Origin of the sequence: Floridaenema flaviceps BLCC-F50 (assembly GCF_041929275.2) — a bacterium.
GTDB lineage: Bacteria > Cyanobacteriota > Cyanobacteriia > Cyanobacteriales > Aerosakkonemataceae > Floridanema > Floridanema flaviceps.
The window spans coordinates 3822613-3842523 of record NZ_JBHFNR020000001.1; the positions used below are offsets into that span (position 1 = coordinate 3822613).

Below are 19911 nucleotides of genomic sequence, written 5' to 3' on the forward strand. Positions count from 1 at the left end.
GAAAACAGAAAACAGAGCATGACACAATTACTTCCAGAACTGAAACCAGCCCAACCAAATATCGTCAACATTTTTCTACCTTACTGCCATAACAACAAACGTAGCCTGCTTCCTTTGGCACTCAATCTTTATCAAAGAGGTAACTTGGAAGGAGTACGTCAGATTATGGGCGGTGACAACATTCCTTTTGTGGCAATTTGGTCTGTAAATAACAACATCTTACCAACTGACTTAACTCGTTGTCGGATACAATTTGACAGGAACTCTGAGTATAGTTACGAAATTACGATCGCAACTTCTGAATTCGTCAATCATTTAATTGAACTAATTCTCAACTTCCAAAGAGATGGTATTAGAGATTTCTCCAAATCCTTTTACTACAGATTACTCCAAGCTAAACAAATCAACCGATAGGCAGATGACAAGGGGACAAGGGGACAAGGGGACAAGGAGACAAGGGGACAAGGGGACAAGGGGACAAGGGGACAAGGGGACAAGGGGACAAGGGGACAAGGGGACAAGGGGACAAGGGGACAAGGGGACAAGGGGACAAGGGGACAAGGGGACAAGGGGACAAGGGGACAAGGGGACAAGGGGACAAGGGGACAAGGAGAGTTGTTCTTTCACAGCGTCACCGCCTCCTGTTACTCCTAATCCCCAGTCCCCAGTCCCCAGTCCCCAGTCCCCATTCCCCAGTCCCCATTCCCCATTCCCCATTCCCCATTCTTCCTATTTCAAACTAGCCAACCAATCTAACATTAATTGGTTGACAAGTTCTGGCTTTTCATCATGAGGACAATGACCAGTATTCGGAATGGGAATAAACTTTAAAATTTGCCCATTTTCACTGAGTCGCTGATAAATTCCTGCACCTTTAATTGGTGTCCAAGGGTCTTTTTCTCCCCACAGCACTAACAAAGGATGCTGCACTTTTGGCAACAATTCTACAGGACTTGGGCCTGGAGGTGCAGTCAAAATCGAAGCAAAAACTTTTTGAGCACCCACATCACAGGAAGGCTCATAAAGCATATCAACTAATTCATCTGTGATCGCATCGGCGTTAATATAAACCTGCTTTAAAGTGTTGCGAATGCGGTGTTTTTGGCGAATCATATTAAATATGAAAGGGCCAAAAGCTGGCGAACTTACTAACTTAGTAAACGTTCCCATGACGAACCGCAAAGGCAGATTTAATTCATCTGGACGATGATTTAATCCTCCCGCACAATTAATTAAAACAGCACCAGCAGCAATTTCGGGATGATTCGCCACTACCATTAAGCTGAGTAAAGCCCCGATCGAATTACCCACAAATATGGTAGGTTCCTGTATGTGCGATCTGTGGAAATCCTTAACTAAATCTTGCCAAAGTTCCAAACTGTAGTTTAGTGGTGGCTTATCTGAAGCACCAAACCCCAATAAATCTAAGGCAAAAACTCGATAACCACCTGCGGCTAACACGGGAATATTTTGTCGCCAATGTCCAATCGAAGCGCCAAAACCATGTAACAGTAATAGCGGACGACCGCTTCCCATTACAGTGTATTGTATTTTGTGGCCTTGCCAATGCCAGGTGAGTTTTTCTAGCTGGTTGGCTTTCGTTAACTGCTGAGTTGTCACAGGATATTTATGAACTTTCGTAAAGTATTATCTCTTATATGATATTATGTCGAGATTTACAGGGATGATATTCAGGAACATTTACTTAAGGAATTAAGCTCAACCAGTTTTGTCTGAGGGTGGCAGAGGAGAATCATGAATCGAGGTTTTTTAGCTTTACTAGGCAGATTGGTGTTTGCTTCTGCCAGTTTGGTAATTATCCAAACAGCCGCTAATGCACAAGAAAGTCGGTTGTCAACAGTTAATGGTCAACGAATTAGTCAAAATTCGGCAGCAAATGAATTAATTTTAGGGCAAAGACCGACCAGAAGACAAAGGGTAATCAATAACAACGCCCCAGTTCCCCAAGGGGTTAGCGATGCGGTAATTCAAAATTTGTCCCAACAGACGGGAATAGAAGCTTCGGCTTTAAAAATTGTGGAAGCGCAACAGCAAACATGGGCAAATGGTTGTTTGGGAATTAGTAGCCCTGGAGTTCCTTGCGCGGAAGGAAAAGTTCCTGGTTGGGAAGTGGTAGTGGCGAGTGGAACCAGGCGCTGGGTTTATCGTAGTAATATATCTGGTTCTTTGGTGAAGCTAGATGCGATCGCTACTCAGAATATCGCCAATCGTCCCGCTGCGTCTACCGAAACTTCCCAGTCAGAGGCTACACCAACAGAACGGCAAACGACTTCTAGCGCCCGTCGCCAAACCACTCAAACTACGACTCAAACCCGCACTTCTGGAGGAGGCGCAACCCGCACGCAACGCCAAACTACTACTAACGTGCGTCGTCAGACTACTGCGCCAACAGAAGAGCAAACGGAAACGACTTCTAGCGCCACGCCCCAAACGAGTCAAACTACGACTCAAACCCCAGCTGCTAGCGACAGACAAACAACTTCTAGCACCCGTCGCCAAACTAATCAAACTACCACTCAAACCCCAGCTGCTAGCGAGAGACAAACAACTTCTAGCACCCGTCGCCAAACGAGTCAAACTACGACTCAAACCAGTACTTCCCAAGGAACTGCCACCCGCACGCCAAGACAAACTACTACAGCTTCCAGTCAGCAAACTCCAGCAAATGGTAGGGGAGAATTTAGCCTCGCAATTTGGCAACCTGCGGCTAATTTATCAGAAGTAATTGCTCGGATTTCAGTTATGTCGAAAGATAGCAATTTTGCCAGTGAAAGATACATCGGTGATTACCGCTATCAAGTAAATCAAAGAGCGAAGTTTGTCGGGGGAGTAAATCCAGGCGATCGCATCGTCCTTCGCTTGTATAATTATCAGAATCGCCTGATTGGGTTTACCGAATTTGAAGTTTTACCCCAAAGAGCCTCCGTTAACATTATTCTCGGCAATCGTCCCCTAGTTTCGCGCATCGTTCGCACTGTTTATGGCGCAGATGTTGACGAAAACGCCGCCATTGACAGAGGGGCAAATACTTACGATTTCTACACCAATATTAATGGCATAACACCAAATCAAGAAAGTGTAGTTTTCCTCAAAGATACTCAAGGAATTGATAAAAGTTGGTATCAAGTTGCTGGATTACCCGTACCGCCAGAAACTGGAGTTTTTTCCAGTTCAGTTAGAGCAAGGGAAGCGGCACAAATCAAGGTTTTTCCGGCAAATTTACCCGCAACTATTACCGCTGTTCCCGGTTCACAAGGACAAATTGTGAACGTAGCAGCTAACAACGAATCTACTTTTAATTTAAGTCAAGACGCTACTCGTTCGGCGCGAGAAACGCCCCGCACAATAACCGAACCAGTTAGCGGCACAACTGAACCAACTCGCGTAGTTAACGAACCAACTAACTCGGAAGTTCAAGCAAGTTTTCCCGATGTACCTGCAAATTATTGGGCAAGAAATTTCATTGGCAGATTAGCAGAAAAGGGAGTCATTCAAGGTTATCCCGATGGGTTATATCGCCCGACAGCTTCTTTAACTAGGGCAGAGTTTGCCATCATTATTACTGGCGCTTTTAACCAAGATAAAAAGCGGGAAGTTGTTGCCCTTAAGGATGTTTCTCCTAATTTTTGGGCATATCCAGCAATTCGAGAAGCTTACGAAATGGGCTTTTTAGATGCTGATAGTCGGGGGAATTTTCGCCCGGAAGAAAGGATTACTCGCTTAGATGTTTTGGTAGCTTTAGCTAAAGGATTAAATTATGCTCCTACTGCTGCTAGTGAGAAAACTTTGCGTGTCTACACCGATAGTGCTAGTATTCCGAGAGGCGATCGCAATTTAATCGCCGCAGTCACCGAACGAAATATTGTGGTAAATTACCCATACGTTCGCTCTTTAAACCCCCAACGAGCAGCAACCAGAGCCGAAGTAGCAGCCTTAATTTATCGCGCCTTAGTAAGTACCGGAGAAGTCGCTGATATTTCTTCACCTTACGTAGTTGGAGAAAATACTATCCAAAGAAGACAAACTACCCCCACCAGACAACCAGCTAATAACAATAGTGGCAGACAAACTCAGTCTCTTAGACGTTCAAATACTAATAATTCTGCCAACACTTCTCGCACCCGACGCACTACTACGGTAGAATCTTCTAATACTAATAGAACTAGACGGACTCCAGCAGTACAACGTTCTGGTAACAATTCAACTAGAAGCAATTCCTCCGTTAACCGTTAGGTATTAAAGTATTCAGCAAGAAGTAGAGACGTTTTATGAAACGTCTCTAAGTAGGTGCAAATAAATAAAGTGAAAATAGTTATCTATCAATGGGGCGGGCTAGGAGAGCCCACCCCACAAGAAAGCTGAAAATCTTGTGGGGTGGGCTCTCCTAGCCCGCCCTTGTTTTACTTTATTTAGATCTACCTACTTACTGAAACTTTGACGAAACCTCTCTACTGAAAGTTTTCTACTTCAAATCACCAGGGGGTAATTAACCAGGATTTTAAATTACAACTGTTGTTTTAACTGATAGATTTTTTCGGGAGTTAAAGCTACTTTTACTTCTAGCTGTTGCTTGTCGTCTCGGAGAATTAGTACATAATTTTCGCCCAATTTGCTAACTTCTATTTGCGGATTTATCGTCTGAAATTTTTGATAAACTACTTGCGGTAAAGCTAACTGAATCAGCACATCTTTTTGCGATTGTGGGTAAATATATAATTGCTGTTTGAGGGTATCTAACTCTAACTTAGAGGGTGTAGTGTTACGTTCTTGTGGTGAATCAGGTTTTTGCCAATACAGAGTAATACCTCGAATATCAGAATTAAAAATTATAAATTTTTCATCAAAACGTTGCGCTTCCCATTCAATTTTTATCACGTCGTAATCTGGGGGAATTAATCGCTGTTTCCATGTAATTTCTTTGCCATTGAGATTAGCGAACCATTGTTTGATAATAGCAAAATTATCTGCGTTTTCCGGGTTGTTGCTACCTTGTTCCCAAATGATTGTTGACATAGATACTCCTTTTTTTGAACTTTTTTCCTAAATAATAAGGACTAAAGTCCTCACAACGAACCAAGTTTATTACTATGGTAAATACTTGACATAAATTCGATCGCACCTGGGAGTTTCCACCCCCGAAGCAGGTTGATAACCGCTACTTTCATACAATTTTACAGCCTCCTTTAAAACACTCGCCGTTTCAATCCAAATTTCCCGGAAACCTTTATTCTCAATCGCTTTTTCCAATTGAGTTAACAAATACTTACCTAAACCTTGTCCTCGCGCTAGCGGTAACAGATACATTTTGCGAATTTCTACGGCTTTCTCACCTCGTTTTACCGGATAATAAGCCGCAGTTCCCACAAGTTTTCCCTGATGTTCCACTACCCAAAACTCACCCCCAGTAGACAGATAAAAATCTTCCACCTTAAGCACATCTTGATCTGCTGCGGTGGGTAGCCAAGGTAAGCCATATTCTGTTAAAACAGAATGGAGAATATTGGCAGCATTGTGGCGATCGCACTCTTGCCAATCACGAATTAAAAACTCTTGATAATAACCCTTCATTAGCTGTGAATTCTCGGTTCAGGATGCAAAGTTGATAAAATTTCACTTTCGATAATAGCTAATTCCTCTAATCTCCCATTCACCTCATAACGAGCAAAATAAGTATCAGCTAAAGTCCAATAAATTCCATAATGCCTTGCTTCCGAAGCCATCAAACTATGATAAAATTTAGCTAACTCCGGGTCAGGACAATGGGTAGCTAACAAACCCAATCTTTCGTGACTACGAGCTTCAATTAAACCACAAACTAACAAAGAATCCAAAAAGCGCCAAGGTTCATCTTTACGAATTTGCTTATTTAAAGAAGCACCATAAGGAGGCGCAGCTAACTGACGCAGGGGAATTTCTCGTTTTTCTAACCATTGATTCACCAACTCAAAGTGATCCAGTTCTTCTTTTGCGATCGCCGTCAGCATCCGCACCATCTTAGTATTAGAAGGATAGCGAAACATTAAATTTAACGCCACCCCAGCCGCTTTGCGCTCACAATGGGAGTGATCTAGTAAAATTACATCAAGATTACCGATCGCTTGTTCCACCCAGTCCCCGCGAGTCGGTTGTTTCAAAATATTAATTCTGGGCAATTTGGATAAATTACTATCTAGCCAGTCTTGAGTCATTAGGGGCATAATTAAAGTAACAGGGTGTTCTAAAAGTTACTAAGTTTCTTGGTTGTGCAGTCAGGGTAGCCTCAACCGCAAATGTGAAGTTTTTGTTAAATATTTTCTTATCTTAAGCTAAATGAAAAAAAGTATTCATCGTCGGATTGTGATCGGTGATGTTCATGGTCACTATAATGCCCTCATGACCTTGTTAGAAGCGATCGCTCCTAGCACAGAAGATGAGGTATATTTTTTGGGAGACTTAATCGATCGCGGCCCCCAAAGTTTTCAGGTAGTTGATTTTGTGCAAGCTAGTCCATTTTATTGCCTTTTAGGTAATCATGAACAACTACTATTAGACAGCTTTGGCAACCAGCAAAATCAACAAACAATCATGCAAGTTTGGTTATACAGTGGCGGACATAGCACGATCGCCAGTTATCGCCAAGAAGGAATTTCCATTTTATCCGAACATATAGAATGGATGCGAACTCTACCCACACATTTAGACTTAGGCGACGTTTGGTTAGTTCATGCAGGCGTACATCCAGAAATGCCCATAGACGAACAAAGTATCGATCAATTTTGTTGGATTCGGGACGAATTTCATAGTATTACAAAACCCTATTTTCCCGACAAACTAATTATTACCGGACACACCATCACCTTTACTTTACCCAACGTTCCCCCCGGAAAAATCGCCCAAGGACAAGGTTGGCTAGACATCGACACAGGCGCATATCATCGCAAAAGCGGCTGGTTAACCGCATTAGATATTACCAATTCCATCGTTTATCAAGTCAACGTCTTTCAAGAAACTCTCCGTACCCTACCCCTAGAAAAAGCCATCACTAGAGTAGAACCTGAGTTAGTTTTACCACGCAATTAGGCAGAGGGGCTGGGGGGCAGAGGGGCAGAGGGGCAGAGGGGCTGGGGTGCAGAGGGGCAGAGGGGCAGAGGGGCAGAGGGGCTGGGGTAATAACTTTAAACTCAGAAGTTTTTCCCTAACTCAAAACTCAAAACTCAAAACTTTTGAATCACCTCAACGGTTGAACAGCCGATCGATAAGCTTGAGCATCTAGACCATAACCAGTGTTAGCATTTTTAGGATCGATCGTCTTTTGAATAGCAGAAATGCGATCGCGAGTAGCTGGGTGAGTGCTCAAAAAACTGGGAGGCGAAGGTTGATCTAAGAGTTTTTCCAAGAAAGCGATCATCGCTGATTGTGGATAACCCGCCTTCGCCAAAATTCGCAAACTTTTCTGATCTGCTTCCAACTCATCACTACGGCTACGAGGACGGTTAAGAGCAAATTCTACACCCAAATTAACCAACCTGTTAGTATCAACACCCGCAGCCGTCGCAATACCTCTAGTAACAGCCGCTTGACGCATCTGTTTTAGCGCATGACGTTGTGTAATATGACCAATTTCGTGACCCATTACACTCGCTAACTGCGCTTCATTATCCACCGTCGCCAGCAAACCAGTAGTCACATAAACAAAACCGCCCATCGTTGCAAAAGCATTAACACTATCATCCCTCACCACTTGAAAAGTATAGGGAATATCTGGACGATCGCTCACAGCCGCTAATCGTTGACCAACTTGATCCACATACTTATTAATTCGCGCATTACGGTACAATTTAATCTGACTTCCGACCATCTGATCGTTAATCTGCTGTCCTAGTTGTACCTCTTGGCGATCGGAAATATTAGACAACTGAAGAATCTGAACACCTTGAAAAAGCAACCGATCCCAAGGTAACGCTTTCACAGGATTAGACATTGGCCAGAGCACCAAACCCAACGCCACCATCACAGACAGCAAAGGATAAAACCAACGACGACGCGAACGAGAACTGATTACAGACAAAGAATTAAACATAACTATATCGCCCTGAGAGTAGCAACTAAATTGGCAACCTTGACCAAAAACACGAAAGAATTGAAAGGTGATTGCGATCGAGAAATTGCACTATCCTAATCAAGCTCAAAACTCACCGAAATCAAAACTATCAGCGAGTTAACCGGAAAATTGCAACCCCTCGTTTTACAGAGACGCATTTTCCATAAATTAGGTTGCCAATTTTTAGTGTTTCCCAAAACTGAAGTTAAAAAATCTGTCGATCGCGAAGCGTGCGCGTAGCGCAATCGTGTTATAACTCCGTTTTAGTTAGTTAGCTGTTTCAAATATCTGGATAACTCCTCATGAAAATTTTAGACTCACAAGGTCGTATATTCGGTAAATTCAGCATCCTCGACTTAGGTGCCGCATTAGTCATCCTATTAGTAATAGTCGGAATCTTCTTCTTCCCCGGCACATCCGGTTCCTTAGCACAAATAGGAGTCCCAACCAAACCCGTTGAAATAGACGTAGTAGTGCGAGGGTTAAGTATCCGCCAACCACAAGATTTAATGAAGGAGTTTCAGACCAAAAAGAAAACCAACATCATCATCCGTAACCAACCCTACGGTCAAGTAGACGTAAAATCAGTGAAAGAACTCCCCAGAACCGTAGTAGTTCCCCAACCTGACGGCACCGTTAAAGCACTCCCCGACCCCAGAAAAGATACCTTTAGCAGCGACATGATCATTACCCTAGCAGGTAAAGCCCAAATCACCAAAAACGGCCCTGTTTTGGGTAACAGCAAACTAAAAGTCGGCATCCCACTAGAACTAGAAGGCTTCGACTACAACTTTAACTCCAGCGTCATCGACGTGCGAATTAAGAATTAAAGGCAGAGGGACAGAGGGGCAGAGGGGCAGAGGGGCAGAGGGGCAGAGGGGCAGAGGGGCAGAGGGGCAGAGGGGCAGAGGGGCAGAGGGGCAGAGGGGCAGAGGGGCAGAGGGGCAGAGGGGCAGAGGGGCAGAGGGGCAGAGGGGCAGAGGGGAAAGGTAAATTTAATTCTCCTTGTCCCCTTGTCCCCTTGTCTCCTTGTCCCCTTGTCCCCCAGTCCCCAGTCCCCAATCCCCAGTCCCCAGTCCCCAGTCCCCAGTCACTCCAATTTCATTGCCCCCAAATACTTAGTTAAATAAGGCGAAAAAACCTCATAAATTAGCGTCAGAGGTTGCCCATGATGCCAAAACAGGTAATGGCGACCCCAAAAAGGCCCGGAAAAGCCAAAAGCTGACTCTAACGCCGCCGAATGTCCGTAGTAAATACCCTGGACATCTCGATATAACTCCGTTCGCAAGCGTTCTAAACTTGCCCAAATTGGCAAAGAACGATTTTGTAAATACTCATCCACATGACTAGCTTCCCACCAAGAACAAGCATAAGCTAACCTTTGTCCAGAAGCAGTTCTCAGCCAAACCTGTCGCCGCACTCTTGGCCCCGGTACTACCTGCATTTGCTCAGGTGCATTATCTGGGTGCATTCCAATGGCAGACATATCGATTAAATCTACTTCTGTCTTTTCACCAGTCAGTAGTTGCAAGTGGCGCGTCGGTGAACCATCTCCCAACAAAAACATTTGCCAGGTTGGTGCTAGTTGGGAGTGAGGCAACCCATTTTCAATACAAGTTTCTCCTCCCTGCCAAAGCGGGGAAAGTGCGTGCCAAGAGGATGGCAATATCAGCGTTTCGGAGCTTTTGAATGTTGCAGTCAAGGTTCTTTACATAACTTAACTGTTTATTATCATACCGCTCCTCAGCCTATTAGACATCTCTAAAAAACCTTGTAGAGACGTTATATATAACGTCTCTACAGGGTTTTTTGCAGATGCCTATTGGTTTCGATCGAACCAAGCAGTCAAATCTGCTGGGGCAGAAAAATCTAACAATGCTTCTGCCAATTCTTCTAACTGCGGTAAGGTTAGAGTTTGAATTCGTTCTTGTTGCTGTGCTTCCACAACACCAATGCGACGGGCTAACTGACGCAGAATTAAAGACAAAGCTTCTTGTTTTTCTCCTTCTTCCCGTCCTTCGCGGAGAATAGCTTGGTAGGTAACAGACTCTCTCATAAACTCCCTTCTAAATAAGCGACGAATCAGGTTTTCATCGAATCGTAAACCAGCGAGAACGTCTGCACAGGAGAGAATATTTTGCCGTTCATCGACTGATTCAATCCTAGCGACTTGGGTGGCTACTTGTTCGAGTAATGTTTGGGGTGAGTCGCTGCGCGTTAGGGTGGCAAAGGGTAACAGCGCAGGGTTGGCTAAAAATGGCGCTGGTTCTTGTTCCCAAAGTCGCACGACTCTGTAACTATGGCTGGTGTTTCTGTCTGTATATTCAGATACAAAAACTAGGTCGGAAGTGGTTTCTTTGAGGTAGATTACTACTTGATCGATCGCACAATCATAAACCCGCTTCAACCTCACATAATAATCCAACATCCGCAAAGACATTGGCGGTTCTGAGTAAGGGCGCGTCTCAAATTCAATATGCAGAATCGAAGACGCAGTTTGCAGAAAGGTAACAGAGTCGGCGCGAATAGGTTCGAGAATTAGTTCAGTTTTGAGGACTTGAACTTCGGTTGTTTCAATGGCAAGTAACCAACGGACAAATTCGGCTGGATACTTTTGGGCAAGATACTTACAAGTATTGTCGTATGTCAAATGAGAGTATTAATTGAACGACTGCTTAAGTTAGTTTAATTTGCTTTCAGAATTAGCAGATCAGGAAAAAGTTTGTAAATGATGGTGATTTGTCTGTGTGTTTGGGAACTCTAATAACGGACAGATTTTGCTCTTTCACACCTTATAATAGTTATGTCAATGAGTCAATATCCTATTATCCTAATTCCTGAAGCTATTACACAGGCTCTATCTGCCAGACCCTTTGAATGGAAATTTTCTGAACCAAAGCCATTAGAACCTGGGCAAAAACCACGACCCATAAACTTACAATTTATACTTTCTAAAGCAATCCCACATCTTATTGTTACTTCTATTATTTCAGCAGCTACGGCTAAAATTCCTGCTGTGGCTTGGTCAGCATTCCTTTCTGGTTTATCAACGCTTGGACTCCGAATATGGCGGCAGCAACAATTATATTTAAAACGTCTTCATAAATATGAGTACGAATTACAGCAATACAAACGCCAATTAATAGCGTACCAAGAACGAGAAAATCAGCATAAACGTAAAGTAGCAGAATCCCAAAAACCCGAAAATATAAATAAATATCGATACAAACTGATTAGGGAAATCATGAGTAAAGCAGTTCCCCACAATGGCACAAATATTGCTGAAAAGCAAGAAATTTTCAATGGTGAATTAGGCAAATATTTAAAGCAATTATTTCCTAAAAAAATCTATAATGCTATTACTATGGACAATCCAACCTCTTACATTCCTTACCAAATAAACATAGCTTTCATTGACCAAAGCTTACATCTTTATATCGATATTGAAATCGATGAACCTTATAATGATGAAAAAACTGGAGAACCAGTCTATGAAGATGTGCTGAACCATGAAAATAAACGTCATCAACTATTTTTAGATAAAGGTTGGCTAGTGATTCGTTTTGCTGAAGAACAAGTTATCCGACAACCAGAAAGTTGCTGTAAAGTAATAGCCAATGTAATCAACAAACTTTCAGGAATACCAGTACCAAAGCAGTTAAATCAAGTGGAAAGTTTACAGAAATATCCTTCCCCAATAAATCATTAATTAGCTGTTCTCTTTTTCTTTCCTTCGTGTCCTAAAACGCTATGGCGTTTTAGGACACGAAGAAGTAGATCAATTTATTCGTCAAGAACGAGACGCATGGGAATAAAAACGCCATACACGCTAACTTGTACGTTTGGCGATACACGATAACGCACACGCTTGGCGATCGCACCACCACCCAACCCTACAAATACAGCGGAATGGTGCGTTACACTGGCGTTAACGCACCCTACAAATACAAATATTCAGTCCATTTTAATGGACTTTTGCTATTAGCCTGCGAATTGATAAGGCAGGCGGGATAACTCGCTGATAGTTAACCCCAAAACCACAAATCAAATAACAGAAATTACCGAATAAATAAACATAAAAAAATGCGGATGGCGAGACTCGAACTCGCAAGGCAAAGCCACACGCCCCTCAAACGTGCGCGTATACCAATTCCGCCACATCCGCGTAGAGAACAATAATAGCGCAAATCAATTCCGAAAATCAACCATCCGGCAAAAAATCTCCCCTGCCCTCAGTGCCAAAATGTTGCAATAGATTAAGCCGCAACAGCAGAGAACCCAAAGCTGGCACAGATCAACGATAAGTAGTCCCCGACAGCATGGTACGATTAACACCCGAACACAAAAAGCTGCTTTTCCTCCAGGGCTAGGTGTGACCAGAGAGAAGCAGCCTGAGTTGCTTCGATACTTAACATTAAAAACTTAGTGCCACTGCCCTCGCCAAAAGCTGGAAAATGTCTTTTTCAAAGATTCTAATTGCCAACCGGGGAGAAATAGCCCTTCGGATTCTCCGCACCTGCGAAGAGATGGGAATTGCTACCGTTGCCGTTCACTCTACCATTGACTGTCACGCTTTGCACGTCCAACTCGCGGACGAAGCTGTTTGTATAGGTGAACCTCCTAGCGGCAAAAGTTATTTAAACATCCCCAACATTATCGCTGCTGCCTTAACGCGCAACGCTACGGCAATTCATCCGGGATACGGATTTTTAGCCGAAAATGCCCGATTTGCCGAGATTTGCGCCGATCATCAAATAACATTTATTGGCCCTAGCCCCGAAGCAATCCGGGCGATGGGCGACAAATCCACCGCCAAAGACACCATGAAACGGGTAGGAGTTCCCACCGTTCCCGGAAGTGACGGCTTACTTACCGATGAACAAGAAGCGATGATTATCGCCAAAAAAATCGGCTATCCGGTAATGATTAAAGCCACAGCGGGCGGTGGTGGAAGAGGGATGCGCTTAGTTAAAGATCCCGAAGACTTTTTTAAACTATTTCAAGCCGCCCAAGGGGAAGCGGAAGCCGCTTTTGGCAATCCTGGCGTTTACTTGGAAAAATTCATTGAACGCCCCCGTCACATTGAATTTCAAATCATGGCGGACTCTTACGGTAATGTGATTCACTTGGGAGAACGGGATTGTTCCATTCAACGCCGACACCAAAAACTCTTAGAAGAAGCCCCCAGCCCCATTCTTACCCCAGAATTACGGGAAAAAATGGGGAAAGCAGCGGTTATGGCAGCTAAATCGATTAATTACGTTGGCGCGGGAACTGTAGAGTTTCTCTTGGATCAATACGGTGATTTTTACTTTATGGAAATGAACACGCGGATTCAAGTGGAACATCCCGTGACGGAAATGATTACCGGATTGGATTTAATTGCGGAACAAATCCGCGTCGCCCAAGGGGAAAGATTGCGTTTAACCCAAGAGGAAGTGGTTTTGCGGGGTCATGCGATCGAATGCCGAATCAACGCCGAAGACCCAGATCATAACTTCCGTCCCGCACCTGGGCGCATTAGCGGCTACTTACCACCAGGGGGTACAGGCGTGCGGATGGATTCCCACGTTTACACTGATTACGATATTCCGGCTTACTACGATTCTCTCATCGGTAAGTTAATTGTTTGGGGGCCCGATCGCCAAAGCGCCATTCAACGCATGAAACGCGCCTTACGAGAATGCGCCATCACCGGATTACCCACAACTATTAGCTTCCATCAAAAGATTCTGGAAAACCCCGCCTTTCTCAAAGGTGAAGTTTACACTAACTTTGTTGAGCAGATGATGATGCGATCGAATCGGTAGTGGGTAGTGGGTAGTGGGTAGTAGGTAGTAGTTTTGCCCATTACCCAAAACAAAAATTCTCCCAATCCCCAGTCCCCAATCCCCAGTCCCCAAACTAACCCATCATCCGCAACAACCCTTGCTGACCAATTAAAATTTCTCTTAGCAAGCTACAAATTCCCACCCAAATAATCGGGCTAATATCCACACCTCCCAAAGGTGGCACAATCTTTCTTGTCACCACTAAAAAAGGTTCTGTGGGCCAAGCGGCTAAATTCCAAGGAAAACTATTCAGGTTGATTTGTGGATACCAAGTCAACACGATCCTGATAATAAACAGGAAAATCATTACTGCCAACAGCAAACCAAGCCCTAAGCTAACAATGTCAATACCAGTCATAATTCTTGAAGTAAATTGTCAAAGTGGATACTTTTTAACAGAGTACGACACTAGGATGGTGCGTTACGTTAGCACCCTACGACTAACTACGACTATCCCAGTCCTCAGTCCCCAACCCCCTACATCAATTTTAAGTTTTATTAAATTTTTTATCTAGTTCTTTAATTTTAGACTCCAGTCAAGATATCCTGTCGATTTATCATCATCCTTGACAGTAGGACTTTTCAAGGTTGTAGCAGCTAGGTAAAATTAAAAGACGGTATCGTTTTGTAAAAATAGAGGCGCGGATATGACTCCTTCTTTAGCTAACTTTTTGTGGAGCCTGGTTGCAGGTTTTGTAATTGTGGTTGTTCCCGTAGTTGTGGGATTAGTCTTTATCAGCCAAAAGGATCGGATTCAGCGCTCTTAATAAAGCTGATTTACCAGAAACCAGATAATATTTTCGGGGGACGCTCAAGCAAAATCTAGGTAAACAGCGTCCCTTCTGTTCTATTAAGTTGGGCAGTAAGATCGGCTGATTTTCTTAAAACGCCGTTTCCAACTGGTTCAAGCGAAAAACTAGGCTCGTCAAGCTACATTGGAGATGTCAAGCCTGACTCACTGCCATAGAACTAACTTCGGAGAGATAAAATGCTCAATTTTGGGCAGTCATTTGCCACATTTCTCGGTATTGCACTAGCTGTAGCTGGTGTAGGACTCTATTTTCTCAGGTCAGTTCGCCCAGAACTAGCCAGAGATCATGATATTTTCTTTGCTGCCATTAGCTTAGTTTGTGGGTTAATTCTGCTGTTTCAAGGATGGCGCTTAGACCCAATTTTGGCTTTTAGTCAATATCTGTTGGCGGGAACTGCTGTTTTCTTTGTTGTGGATAACTTGCGGTTACGGGGTGTGACAACGGAACAAGCTAAACGTAATACACCGATCGTAGATGAAGAACGACCCGTCAGCCAGAAGTATAGAGTATATCAAGAAGCTGAATTGGATGAATTAGAACTAGAACCAGACGAAGAATTACCAGTTTCTCGTCGCATCAGAGGTAGCCGTGACTCGCGGAGTTCCCGCGATGGTTATGATGAACCCCGTCGCCGTTCCTCCAGTCGCAGCAGTAGCCTAGCTGAACGAGACAGGGATAGATTAAGCCCCAGTGATGCTCCCACACGCAAACGCCGTCCCCGTCCTGAATCTCGTTCTGTGGAACCGCCTGTAGATGATTGGGGTGTTAGCGATGTGGAAGAAAGACCTGTTCGCAGTTCCTCCCGTCGTCCCCCTAGAGATGAATTCGATAATCCCGAACCTGTTCCAACTCGTTCTAGAAAACGTCGTCCTCCAGAAGATATTGCTCAGAGGGAAGAACCGGGAAATCTACCGCGTAAAGCACCAGATGATTATGTAGATTATCAACCGATCGATCCCAAAGACGACCAAACTAGTTCTGGAATCTATTAGATAAATTGGCTATCCGATCGCCGAGCCGGATATCTTAGTGAGGGAAGGGAACTCTGGAACAGGGAACAGGGAACAAATATTTCTCTTACCTTGTCCTGGCTTGGGTTGGTTGCAGAAGAACAACCAGCCCTCCTGGTGGCCTCCAGAGTTCCAGAGGAAAGTAACTAACTGAAGTTAAAAACTTTTTTATTGATTGTTATTTATTGGTAATTGGGAAGTTGGAAATTTTGATGGAGTGGACAATCAACCATAATAATTTTGTCTCTCCAACTACCAATTACCAATTACCAATTACCAGTTACCAGCTACCAACTAACATTAGATAATAAAAACGTTATAACCGTAGTATCTGCCTGCATCCAATCGGGTGCAACTTTTCTGAGTAAAAAAACTGGCATCAGCCACTTACAAATACCACAACTACTATAAAATCGTCATCTGAGGATGAACACTAAACTTTTAACAATAGCTGCATCCAGCATGATAGCTGTCAGAACAACGTTAGGTGTTTTTGGCATTAGTTCGTTAGCTGCTACTACTGGGCTTTGGCTGAACGCAACTCCCGCATCAGCACAAGTTACTGACGAACAAACTAACGTCCGTGTATATCAAAAAGCCAGTCCCGCTGTAGTGTCGATCGCTGTACCTAATGGGAATGGCAGTGGTAGTATTATCAGTCGAGATGGCTTAGTTTTAACTAATGCTCACGTTGTCCAGGGTGCGCCCCAAACCTTAACCGTAACTCTGGCAGATGGTAGACGTTTGCCAGCTGATGTGGTAGCTTTTGGCGATCGCGGTTTGGATTTAGCCGTTTTGAAAATTCGCACTCAAAATAACTTACCTACTATCCCTTTAGCACGTTCCGGCGTACAAGTAGGACAGCGAGCCTTCGCCATTGGTAATCCCTTTGGTCGCTTTGAAGGTACTTTTACAGTAGGAATTGTGAGTCGGATCGATCGCGACAGGGGTTTAATTCAAACTGACGCAGCCATTAATCCTGGTAATTCTGGTGGGCCATTACTTAACAGTCAGGGAGAATTAATTGGCGTTAATACCGCTATTTTTACTAATAGCCAAGCGGGAGGGAATATTGGGATTGGATTTGCGATCGCGATCGATCGAGTACAGCCCTTTTTAGCCTCCGTTCGCCAAGGAACTGCTCCTCGTGTCGCCCAAACCGTCCCTCGTGCCGGACGTACTACCAACCCCCCGCAAACATTAACACTCAATGGTGAGCTAATCACCGACAGATTAGGCCCTGGAGATAACGTCTTACCCACAGATAATAGTTTCTTTAAAGCCTACAGGTTTCAGGGTCGCGCTGGTCAACAAGTCAGAATAGACATGGTAAGTCGAGAAATTAACCCATTTCTCATCCTAGTTGCACCCAATGGTCGGACATTAGCCCAAGACTACAACTCAGGCGGTAACAGAAATGCCCGTATTGTGACTAGCTTGCCAATCTCAGGTAGTTATCTGTTAATTGCTAACTCCTATCAAGGAGGAGAAGTCGGCACTTTTGAACTCAGAGCTATGACATCGGGTGCAGGTTTGAGAAATCCTAATACCCAAAGACAAACCAGATCGGCCATCCAATTACAAGGTACTCTTGGCCCAGGTGCCCCTATACTTCCTTCTGATGGCAGTTGGTACAGATCCTACACTTTTGATGGTGTCGCTGGTCAATCCATCAGAATTACTGTAGAAAGCGCTGATTTTGACACTTATTTAGCACTTCTTGGGCCTGATGGTCGCAAGGTTGCAGAAAACAATAATGTGGGCAGAAATAGTTCAAATTCTGCCCTCAATCTGACTTTACCCAGTTCCGGCACTTATCGCGTAATTGTTAACGCCAGCGAACCAGGTGCAGGCGGCAGGTATCGTCTGGTTATTCGTTAGAACAGGGAAGAGGTTTAGGGGTTAGGGGTTAGGGGTTAGGGGTTAGGGAAAAACTCAAAAGAGTACCCCTGCACCCCTTGCCTTTATTTCTGTTCTTTGTTTTCTGCTTTTCTTTTTCTGACAGATTCAATTAGCGATCGCACTTGAGCAGCGCCCTGAGATGGTTCAAAATCGAAGGGCAATTTTCTGCGTAATAAAGTTCTTAGTCCTACTGGCCCTAATTCTAGTAATCCTTTTATATCTCTAAAATAATTACCTAAAACTAGCACCGCGAACTTACGTTCATCCACCCAACCGCCTTTTTTCACTAAATCTACTAAAACTTTTCGGTGGCGGATCGATCGGCTCGCTTGAGCATCCTTTCTTTGGAGAATCTCGCCTTTGATTTTCCCGATCTGATCCATCGGTGCCACATCCATTGGACATACATTGTTGCAGTAAAAACAACGAGTACATCCCCAGACACCTTTAGTACCTTCGTTATAATTCTCTAACCTAGTTTCAGTTTGAGCGTCGCGAGAATCTGCTAATATTCGGTAAGCTTTCGCCAGGGCGTGAGGGCCGACAAAATCTGGGTTAACTTCACGGGCATTACATTCAGAATAACAAGCGCCACACAGAATGCAATTACCTGTCTGATCGAGCTGACTTCGCTCTGATGGAGATTGGAGAAATTCTCTTTCTGGTACTTTTCGGGCGTTGGTACTTACATAAGGATCGACTGCCTCTAAATTGTTCCAGAAACTTGCCATATCCACTACTAAGTCTCTGATGACTGGCATATTACCCATTGGGGCGATCGTAATTTCTGGAATCCCTTTCGCTGCTGATTCATCTATCTGTGAACTAACAACGCTTGTCATCAGTTCTTGAAGTCGTGCCACTTCATTTCCGACATTTTCTTTACAAGCTAAAGCAGAACGACCATTAATCCGCATCGCGCAGCTACCACAAATGGTATTGCGGCAGTTTTTCCGAAATGCTAAACTTCCATCCTGCTCCCATTTAATCTGATTCAGACAATCGAGAATTGTATTACCAGGCTCAACTTCTAAAGTATAACTCTGATACCATGAGCCACTGTTTTGGTCATGTCTGGCAATCTTAAAAATGACTTGCATGATTTTGAACCATTTCTTCAATATTTAAAGTAATAGTGGTAACAGACTAAATTTTCGGCTACTGTACCTGAGCAAAAATTTTCCCCTCTCTGCTGCCTTCTTAAACTACTACTGCTTCTAGTGTAAGCCTGTTATATCTTAACTTTCGCCAAAAGCCAGACTTTTTACCAACTGGGCAAAAATCCAGCACTTATATTTATCTGCACTACTTGATACCAAAAATTATCGTTCTCCCTCTGGGTAAAACTCCTTAAAGATAGATTTTCCTCCTGTGATGTCCCATACATCTTACCAGGAAAGCAGACAGACAAGTGAAGCTAATGTATTAGATATCTTTGCTAAGTGTAACAAGTTAACTTGTCGCAGACTTGCGCTGGCAATTATGCAGCACTATGGTAAGGTCTTTTATAAAATCCTGCTAAACATCCTTGATTATTAGCACTTACGAGGGTACCGCAGTCACCGGAAATTCCCAAATCTAAATTAAGCTTTTTACTCAAGTTAGGGATTGGGAAAAATAGTTGTCAAAAATATGAGATTTAACGATATATTCTTTATAAGGCCAATTTGGGTCTTGACTCTATTAACTAAGTTAAAGATTGGATATTTCACCAAAGCGATGAGTGACACAGCAACAACCCCTTTAACAGGAAAGGCACTGCTTCAAAAAGTAAAAGAACTTTCCAACCTTCCCCGTCGCGAAACAGCAAAGCGCTGCGGGTACTACACGACCACTAAAAATAACCAGACTCGTGTAAATCTGACCGATTTTTATGATGCTGTATTGGCAGCAAGAGGCATTCCTTTAAGTCCTGAAGGGCCGAAAGATGGTCGGGGACGCGAACCTACTTATCGGGTAAGCGTACATAAAAATGGACAAATTGTTATTGGTGCAACCTACACCGAGGCAATGGGTTTAAAATCAGGTGATGAATTTGAAATAAAACTAGGCTATAAGCATATTCACCTGATTCAGGTTGATGCAGATAAAGCATCATCAAATGGTAAGGCAGAATTAGATGAAGATGAGGATTCCGACGAGGAAGAATAACCTCTCAGGTCAGTTGTCAAGGGTCAAAACTAGTTTGATTTCCTTTAATTTGCCAAGGCTGACTTTTGGCTACTGACTAATCTATCTGCTTTGTGTAGCTATGA

At 43.6% G+C, this 19911-nt stretch carries 19 protein-coding genes and 1 tRNA gene; 10 read left to right on the forward strand and 10 right to left on the reverse strand.

The window, feature by feature from the left end; translation table 11 throughout:
- The first annotated feature begins 18 nt into the window (after window positions 1-18).
- The gene (gene ebsA / locus ACE1CI_RS18495; protein WP_413265932.1) at window positions 19-414 is read left to right on the forward strand and encodes a type IV pilus biogenesis protein EbsA; all 396 of its coding nucleotides are present in this window, start codon (window positions 19-21) and stop codon (window positions 412-414) included.
- A 315-nt stretch (window positions 415-729) separates the two neighbouring features.
- On the opposite strand, the gene ACE1CI_RS18500 is transcribed toward ebsA, so the two are convergent.
- Entirely contained in the window at window positions 730-1620 is an 891-nt protein-coding gene (locus tag ACE1CI_RS18500; RefSeq protein WP_413266096.1) for an alpha/beta fold hydrolase, read from the reverse strand.
- Window positions 1621-1755: 135 nt separating this feature from the next.
- Here ACE1CI_RS18500 and ACE1CI_RS18505 point away from each other — a divergent pair, with 135 nt between their 5' ends.
- Window positions 1756-4254 carry an S-layer homology domain-containing protein gene (locus ACE1CI_RS18505; protein ID WP_413266097.1) on the forward strand — a complete coding sequence of 833 codons (2499 nt, stop codon included), beginning with the start codon at window positions 1756-1758 and terminating at the stop codon, window positions 4252-4254.
- Window positions 4255-4524: 270 nt separating this feature from the next.
- Here ACE1CI_RS18505 and ACE1CI_RS18510 read toward each other — a convergent pair whose 3' ends face one another.
- The 3 genes from ACE1CI_RS18510 to ACE1CI_RS18520 form a co-directional block, all read right to left on the reverse strand.
- On the reverse strand, window positions 4525-5034 hold the full coding sequence (locus tag ACE1CI_RS18510; RefSeq protein WP_413262819.1) for a hypothetical protein: 510 nt from the start codon (window positions 5032-5034) through the stop codon (window positions 4525-4527).
- Window positions 5035-5106: 72 nt separating this feature from the next.
- Window positions 5107-5589: a GNAT family N-acetyltransferase gene (locus ACE1CI_RS18515; protein ID WP_413262818.1), complete on the reverse strand. Its 483-nt coding sequence runs from the start codon at window positions 5587-5589 to the stop codon at window positions 5107-5109.
- Entirely contained in the window at window positions 5589-6209 is a 621-nt protein-coding gene (locus ACE1CI_RS18520) for a MiaE family protein (RefSeq protein ID WP_413262817.1), read from the reverse strand. Before ACE1CI_RS18520 ends, ACE1CI_RS18515 begins: the two co-directional genes overlap by 1 nt.
- Before the next feature lie 121 nt (window positions 6210-6330).
- On the opposite strand from ACE1CI_RS18520, the gene ACE1CI_RS18525 reads away from it, so the two are divergent.
- Window positions 6331-7080, forward strand: a complete 750-nt coding sequence (locus ACE1CI_RS18525) for a metallophosphoesterase family protein (RefSeq protein WP_413262816.1) — start codon at window positions 6331-6333, stop codon at window positions 7078-7080.
- A 148-nt stretch (window positions 7081-7228) separates the two neighbouring features.
- Here the strand turns inward: ACE1CI_RS18525 and ACE1CI_RS18530 are convergent, their stop codons facing one another.
- A complete protein-coding gene (locus ACE1CI_RS18530; protein ID WP_413262815.1) occupies window positions 7229-8080 on the reverse strand; it encodes a M48 family metallopeptidase in 852 nt (283 codons plus the stop codon).
- A gap of 323 nt (window positions 8081-8403) precedes the next feature.
- On the opposite strand from ACE1CI_RS18530, the gene ACE1CI_RS18535 reads away from it, so the two are divergent.
- Complete coding sequence (locus ACE1CI_RS18535) at window positions 8404-8931, forward strand: DUF4330 domain-containing protein (protein ID WP_413262814.1); 528 nt, start codon at window positions 8404-8406, stop codon at window positions 8929-8931.
- A gap of 260 nt (window positions 8932-9191) precedes the next feature.
- On the opposite strand, the gene ACE1CI_RS18540 is transcribed toward ACE1CI_RS18535, so the two are convergent.
- Together ACE1CI_RS18540 and ACE1CI_RS18545 are read right to left on the reverse strand one after the other, a co-directional pair.
- The gene (locus ACE1CI_RS18540) at window positions 9192-9803 is read right to left on the reverse strand and encodes a chorismate lyase (protein WP_413262813.1); all 612 of its coding nucleotides are present in this window, start codon (window positions 9801-9803) and stop codon (window positions 9192-9194) included.
- A 117-nt stretch (window positions 9804-9920) separates the two neighbouring features.
- Window positions 9921-10751 carry a DUF4351 domain-containing protein gene (locus tag ACE1CI_RS18545; RefSeq protein ID WP_413262812.1) on the reverse strand — a complete coding sequence of 277 codons (831 nt, stop codon included), beginning with the start codon at window positions 10749-10751 and terminating at the stop codon, window positions 9921-9923.
- Between the two features lie 159 nt (window positions 10752-10910).
- On the opposite strand from ACE1CI_RS18545, the gene ACE1CI_RS18550 reads away from it, so the two are divergent.
- Entirely contained in the window at window positions 10911-11810 is a 900-nt protein-coding gene (locus ACE1CI_RS18550) for a putative endonuclease domain-containing protein (RefSeq protein WP_413262811.1), read from the forward strand.
- Window positions 11811-12185: 375 nt separating this feature from the next.
- On the opposite strand, the gene ACE1CI_RS18555 is transcribed toward ACE1CI_RS18550, so the two are convergent.
- Window positions 12186-12266 (reverse strand) — tRNA-Leu (locus tag ACE1CI_RS18555).
- A gap of 289 nt (window positions 12267-12555) precedes the next feature.
- Between ACE1CI_RS18555 and accC the strand changes: the two genes are divergently transcribed.
- Window positions 12556-13911 (forward strand): acetyl-CoA carboxylase biotin carboxylase subunit, encoded by a 1356-nt coding sequence (gene accC, locus ACE1CI_RS18560; RefSeq protein ID WP_413262810.1) that lies wholly within the window; start codon window positions 12556-12558, stop codon window positions 13909-13911.
- A gap of 94 nt (window positions 13912-14005) precedes the next feature.
- Here the strand turns inward: accC and ACE1CI_RS18565 are convergent, their stop codons facing one another.
- A complete protein-coding gene (locus ACE1CI_RS18565) occupies window positions 14006-14290 on the reverse strand; it encodes a YggT family protein (RefSeq protein ID WP_413262809.1) in 285 nt (94 codons plus the stop codon).
- A gap of 289 nt (window positions 14291-14579) precedes the next feature.
- Here ACE1CI_RS18565 and psbX point away from each other — a divergent pair, with 289 nt between their 5' ends.
- From psbX to ACE1CI_RS18580, 3 genes are all read left to right on the forward strand, one after another.
- A complete protein-coding gene (gene psbX / locus ACE1CI_RS18570) occupies window positions 14580-14699 on the forward strand; it encodes a photosystem II reaction center X protein (protein ID WP_193986431.1) in 120 nt (39 codons plus the stop codon).
- Window positions 14700-14920: 221 nt separating this feature from the next.
- Window positions 14921-15736: a Ycf66 family protein gene (locus ACE1CI_RS18575; RefSeq protein WP_413262808.1), complete on the forward strand. Its 816-nt coding sequence runs from the start codon at window positions 14921-14923 to the stop codon at window positions 15734-15736.
- 444 nt (window positions 15737-16180) lie between these two features.
- Complete coding sequence (locus tag ACE1CI_RS18580) at window positions 16181-17635, forward strand: trypsin-like peptidase domain-containing protein (RefSeq protein ID WP_413262807.1); 1455 nt, start codon at window positions 16181-16183, stop codon at window positions 17633-17635.
- 83 nt (window positions 17636-17718) lie between these two features.
- On the opposite strand, the gene ACE1CI_RS18585 is transcribed toward ACE1CI_RS18580, so the two are convergent.
- Window positions 17719-18756: a succinate dehydrogenase/fumarate reductase iron-sulfur subunit gene (locus tag ACE1CI_RS18585; protein WP_413262806.1), complete on the reverse strand. Its 1038-nt coding sequence runs from the start codon at window positions 18754-18756 to the stop codon at window positions 17719-17721.
- A gap of 619 nt (window positions 18757-19375) precedes the next feature.
- Here ACE1CI_RS18585 and ACE1CI_RS18590 point away from each other — a divergent pair.
- Window positions 19376-19807, forward strand: coding sequence for an AbrB family transcriptional regulator (locus ACE1CI_RS18590; RefSeq protein WP_413262805.1), 432 nt, complete (start codon window positions 19376-19378; stop codon window positions 19805-19807).
- The last annotated feature ends 104 nt before the right edge of the window (window positions 19808-19911 follow it).

Excerpts from the sequence above, each read along its gene's own strand:
- ACE1CI_RS18565 (WP_413262809.1), bottom strand. The coding sequence starts at position 14,290 with ATGACTGGTATTGACATTGTTAGCTTAGGGCTTGGTTTGCTGTTGGCA.
- accC (WP_413262810.1), top strand. The coding sequence starts at position 12,556 with ATGTCTTTTTCAAAGATTCTAATTGCCAACCGGGGAGAAATAGCCCTT.
- ACE1CI_RS18590 (WP_413262805.1), top strand. The coding sequence starts at position 19,376 with ATGAGTGACACAGCAACAACCCCTTTAACAGGAAAGGCACTGCTTCAA.
- ACE1CI_RS18585 (WP_413262806.1), bottom strand. The coding sequence starts at position 18,756 with ATGCAAGTCATTTTTAAGATTGCCAGACATGACCAAAACAGTGGCTCA.
- ACE1CI_RS18550 (WP_413262811.1), top strand. The coding sequence starts at position 10,911 with ATGAGTCAATATCCTATTATCCTAATTCCTGAAGCTATTACACAGGCT.
- psbX (WP_193986431.1), top strand. The coding sequence starts at position 14,580 with ATGACTCCTTCTTTAGCTAACTTTTTGTGGAGCCTGGTTGCAGGTTTT.
- ACE1CI_RS18525 (WP_413262816.1), top strand. The coding sequence starts at position 6,331 with ATGAAAAAAAGTATTCATCGTCGGATTGTGATCGGTGATGTTCATGGT.
- ACE1CI_RS18530 (WP_413262815.1), bottom strand. The coding sequence starts at position 8,080 with ATGTTTAATTCTTTGTCTGTAATCAGTTCTCGTTCGCGTCGTCGTTGG.
- ACE1CI_RS18515 (WP_413262818.1), bottom strand. The coding sequence starts at position 5,589 with ATGAAGGGTTATTATCAAGAGTTTTTAATTCGTGATTGGCAAGAGTGC.
- ACE1CI_RS18535 (WP_413262814.1), top strand. The coding sequence starts at position 8,404 with ATGAAAATTTTAGACTCACAAGGTCGTATATTCGGTAAATTCAGCATC.
- ACE1CI_RS18580 (WP_413262807.1), top strand. The coding sequence starts at position 16,181 with ATGAACACTAAACTTTTAACAATAGCTGCATCCAGCATGATAGCTGTC.
- ACE1CI_RS18575 (WP_413262808.1), top strand. The coding sequence starts at position 14,921 with ATGCTCAATTTTGGGCAGTCATTTGCCACATTTCTCGGTATTGCACTA.
- ACE1CI_RS18510 (WP_413262819.1), bottom strand. The coding sequence starts at position 5,034 with ATGTCAACAATCATTTGGGAACAAGGTAGCAACAACCCGGAAAACGCA.
- ebsA (WP_413265932.1), top strand. The coding sequence starts at position 19 with ATGACACAATTACTTCCAGAACTGAAACCAGCCCAACCAAATATCGTC.
- ACE1CI_RS18520 (WP_413262817.1), bottom strand. The coding sequence starts at position 6,209 with ATGACTCAAGACTGGCTAGATAGTAATTTATCCAAATTGCCCAGAATT.
- ACE1CI_RS18505 (WP_413266097.1), top strand. The coding sequence starts at position 1,756 with ATGAATCGAGGTTTTTTAGCTTTACTAGGCAGATTGGTGTTTGCTTCT.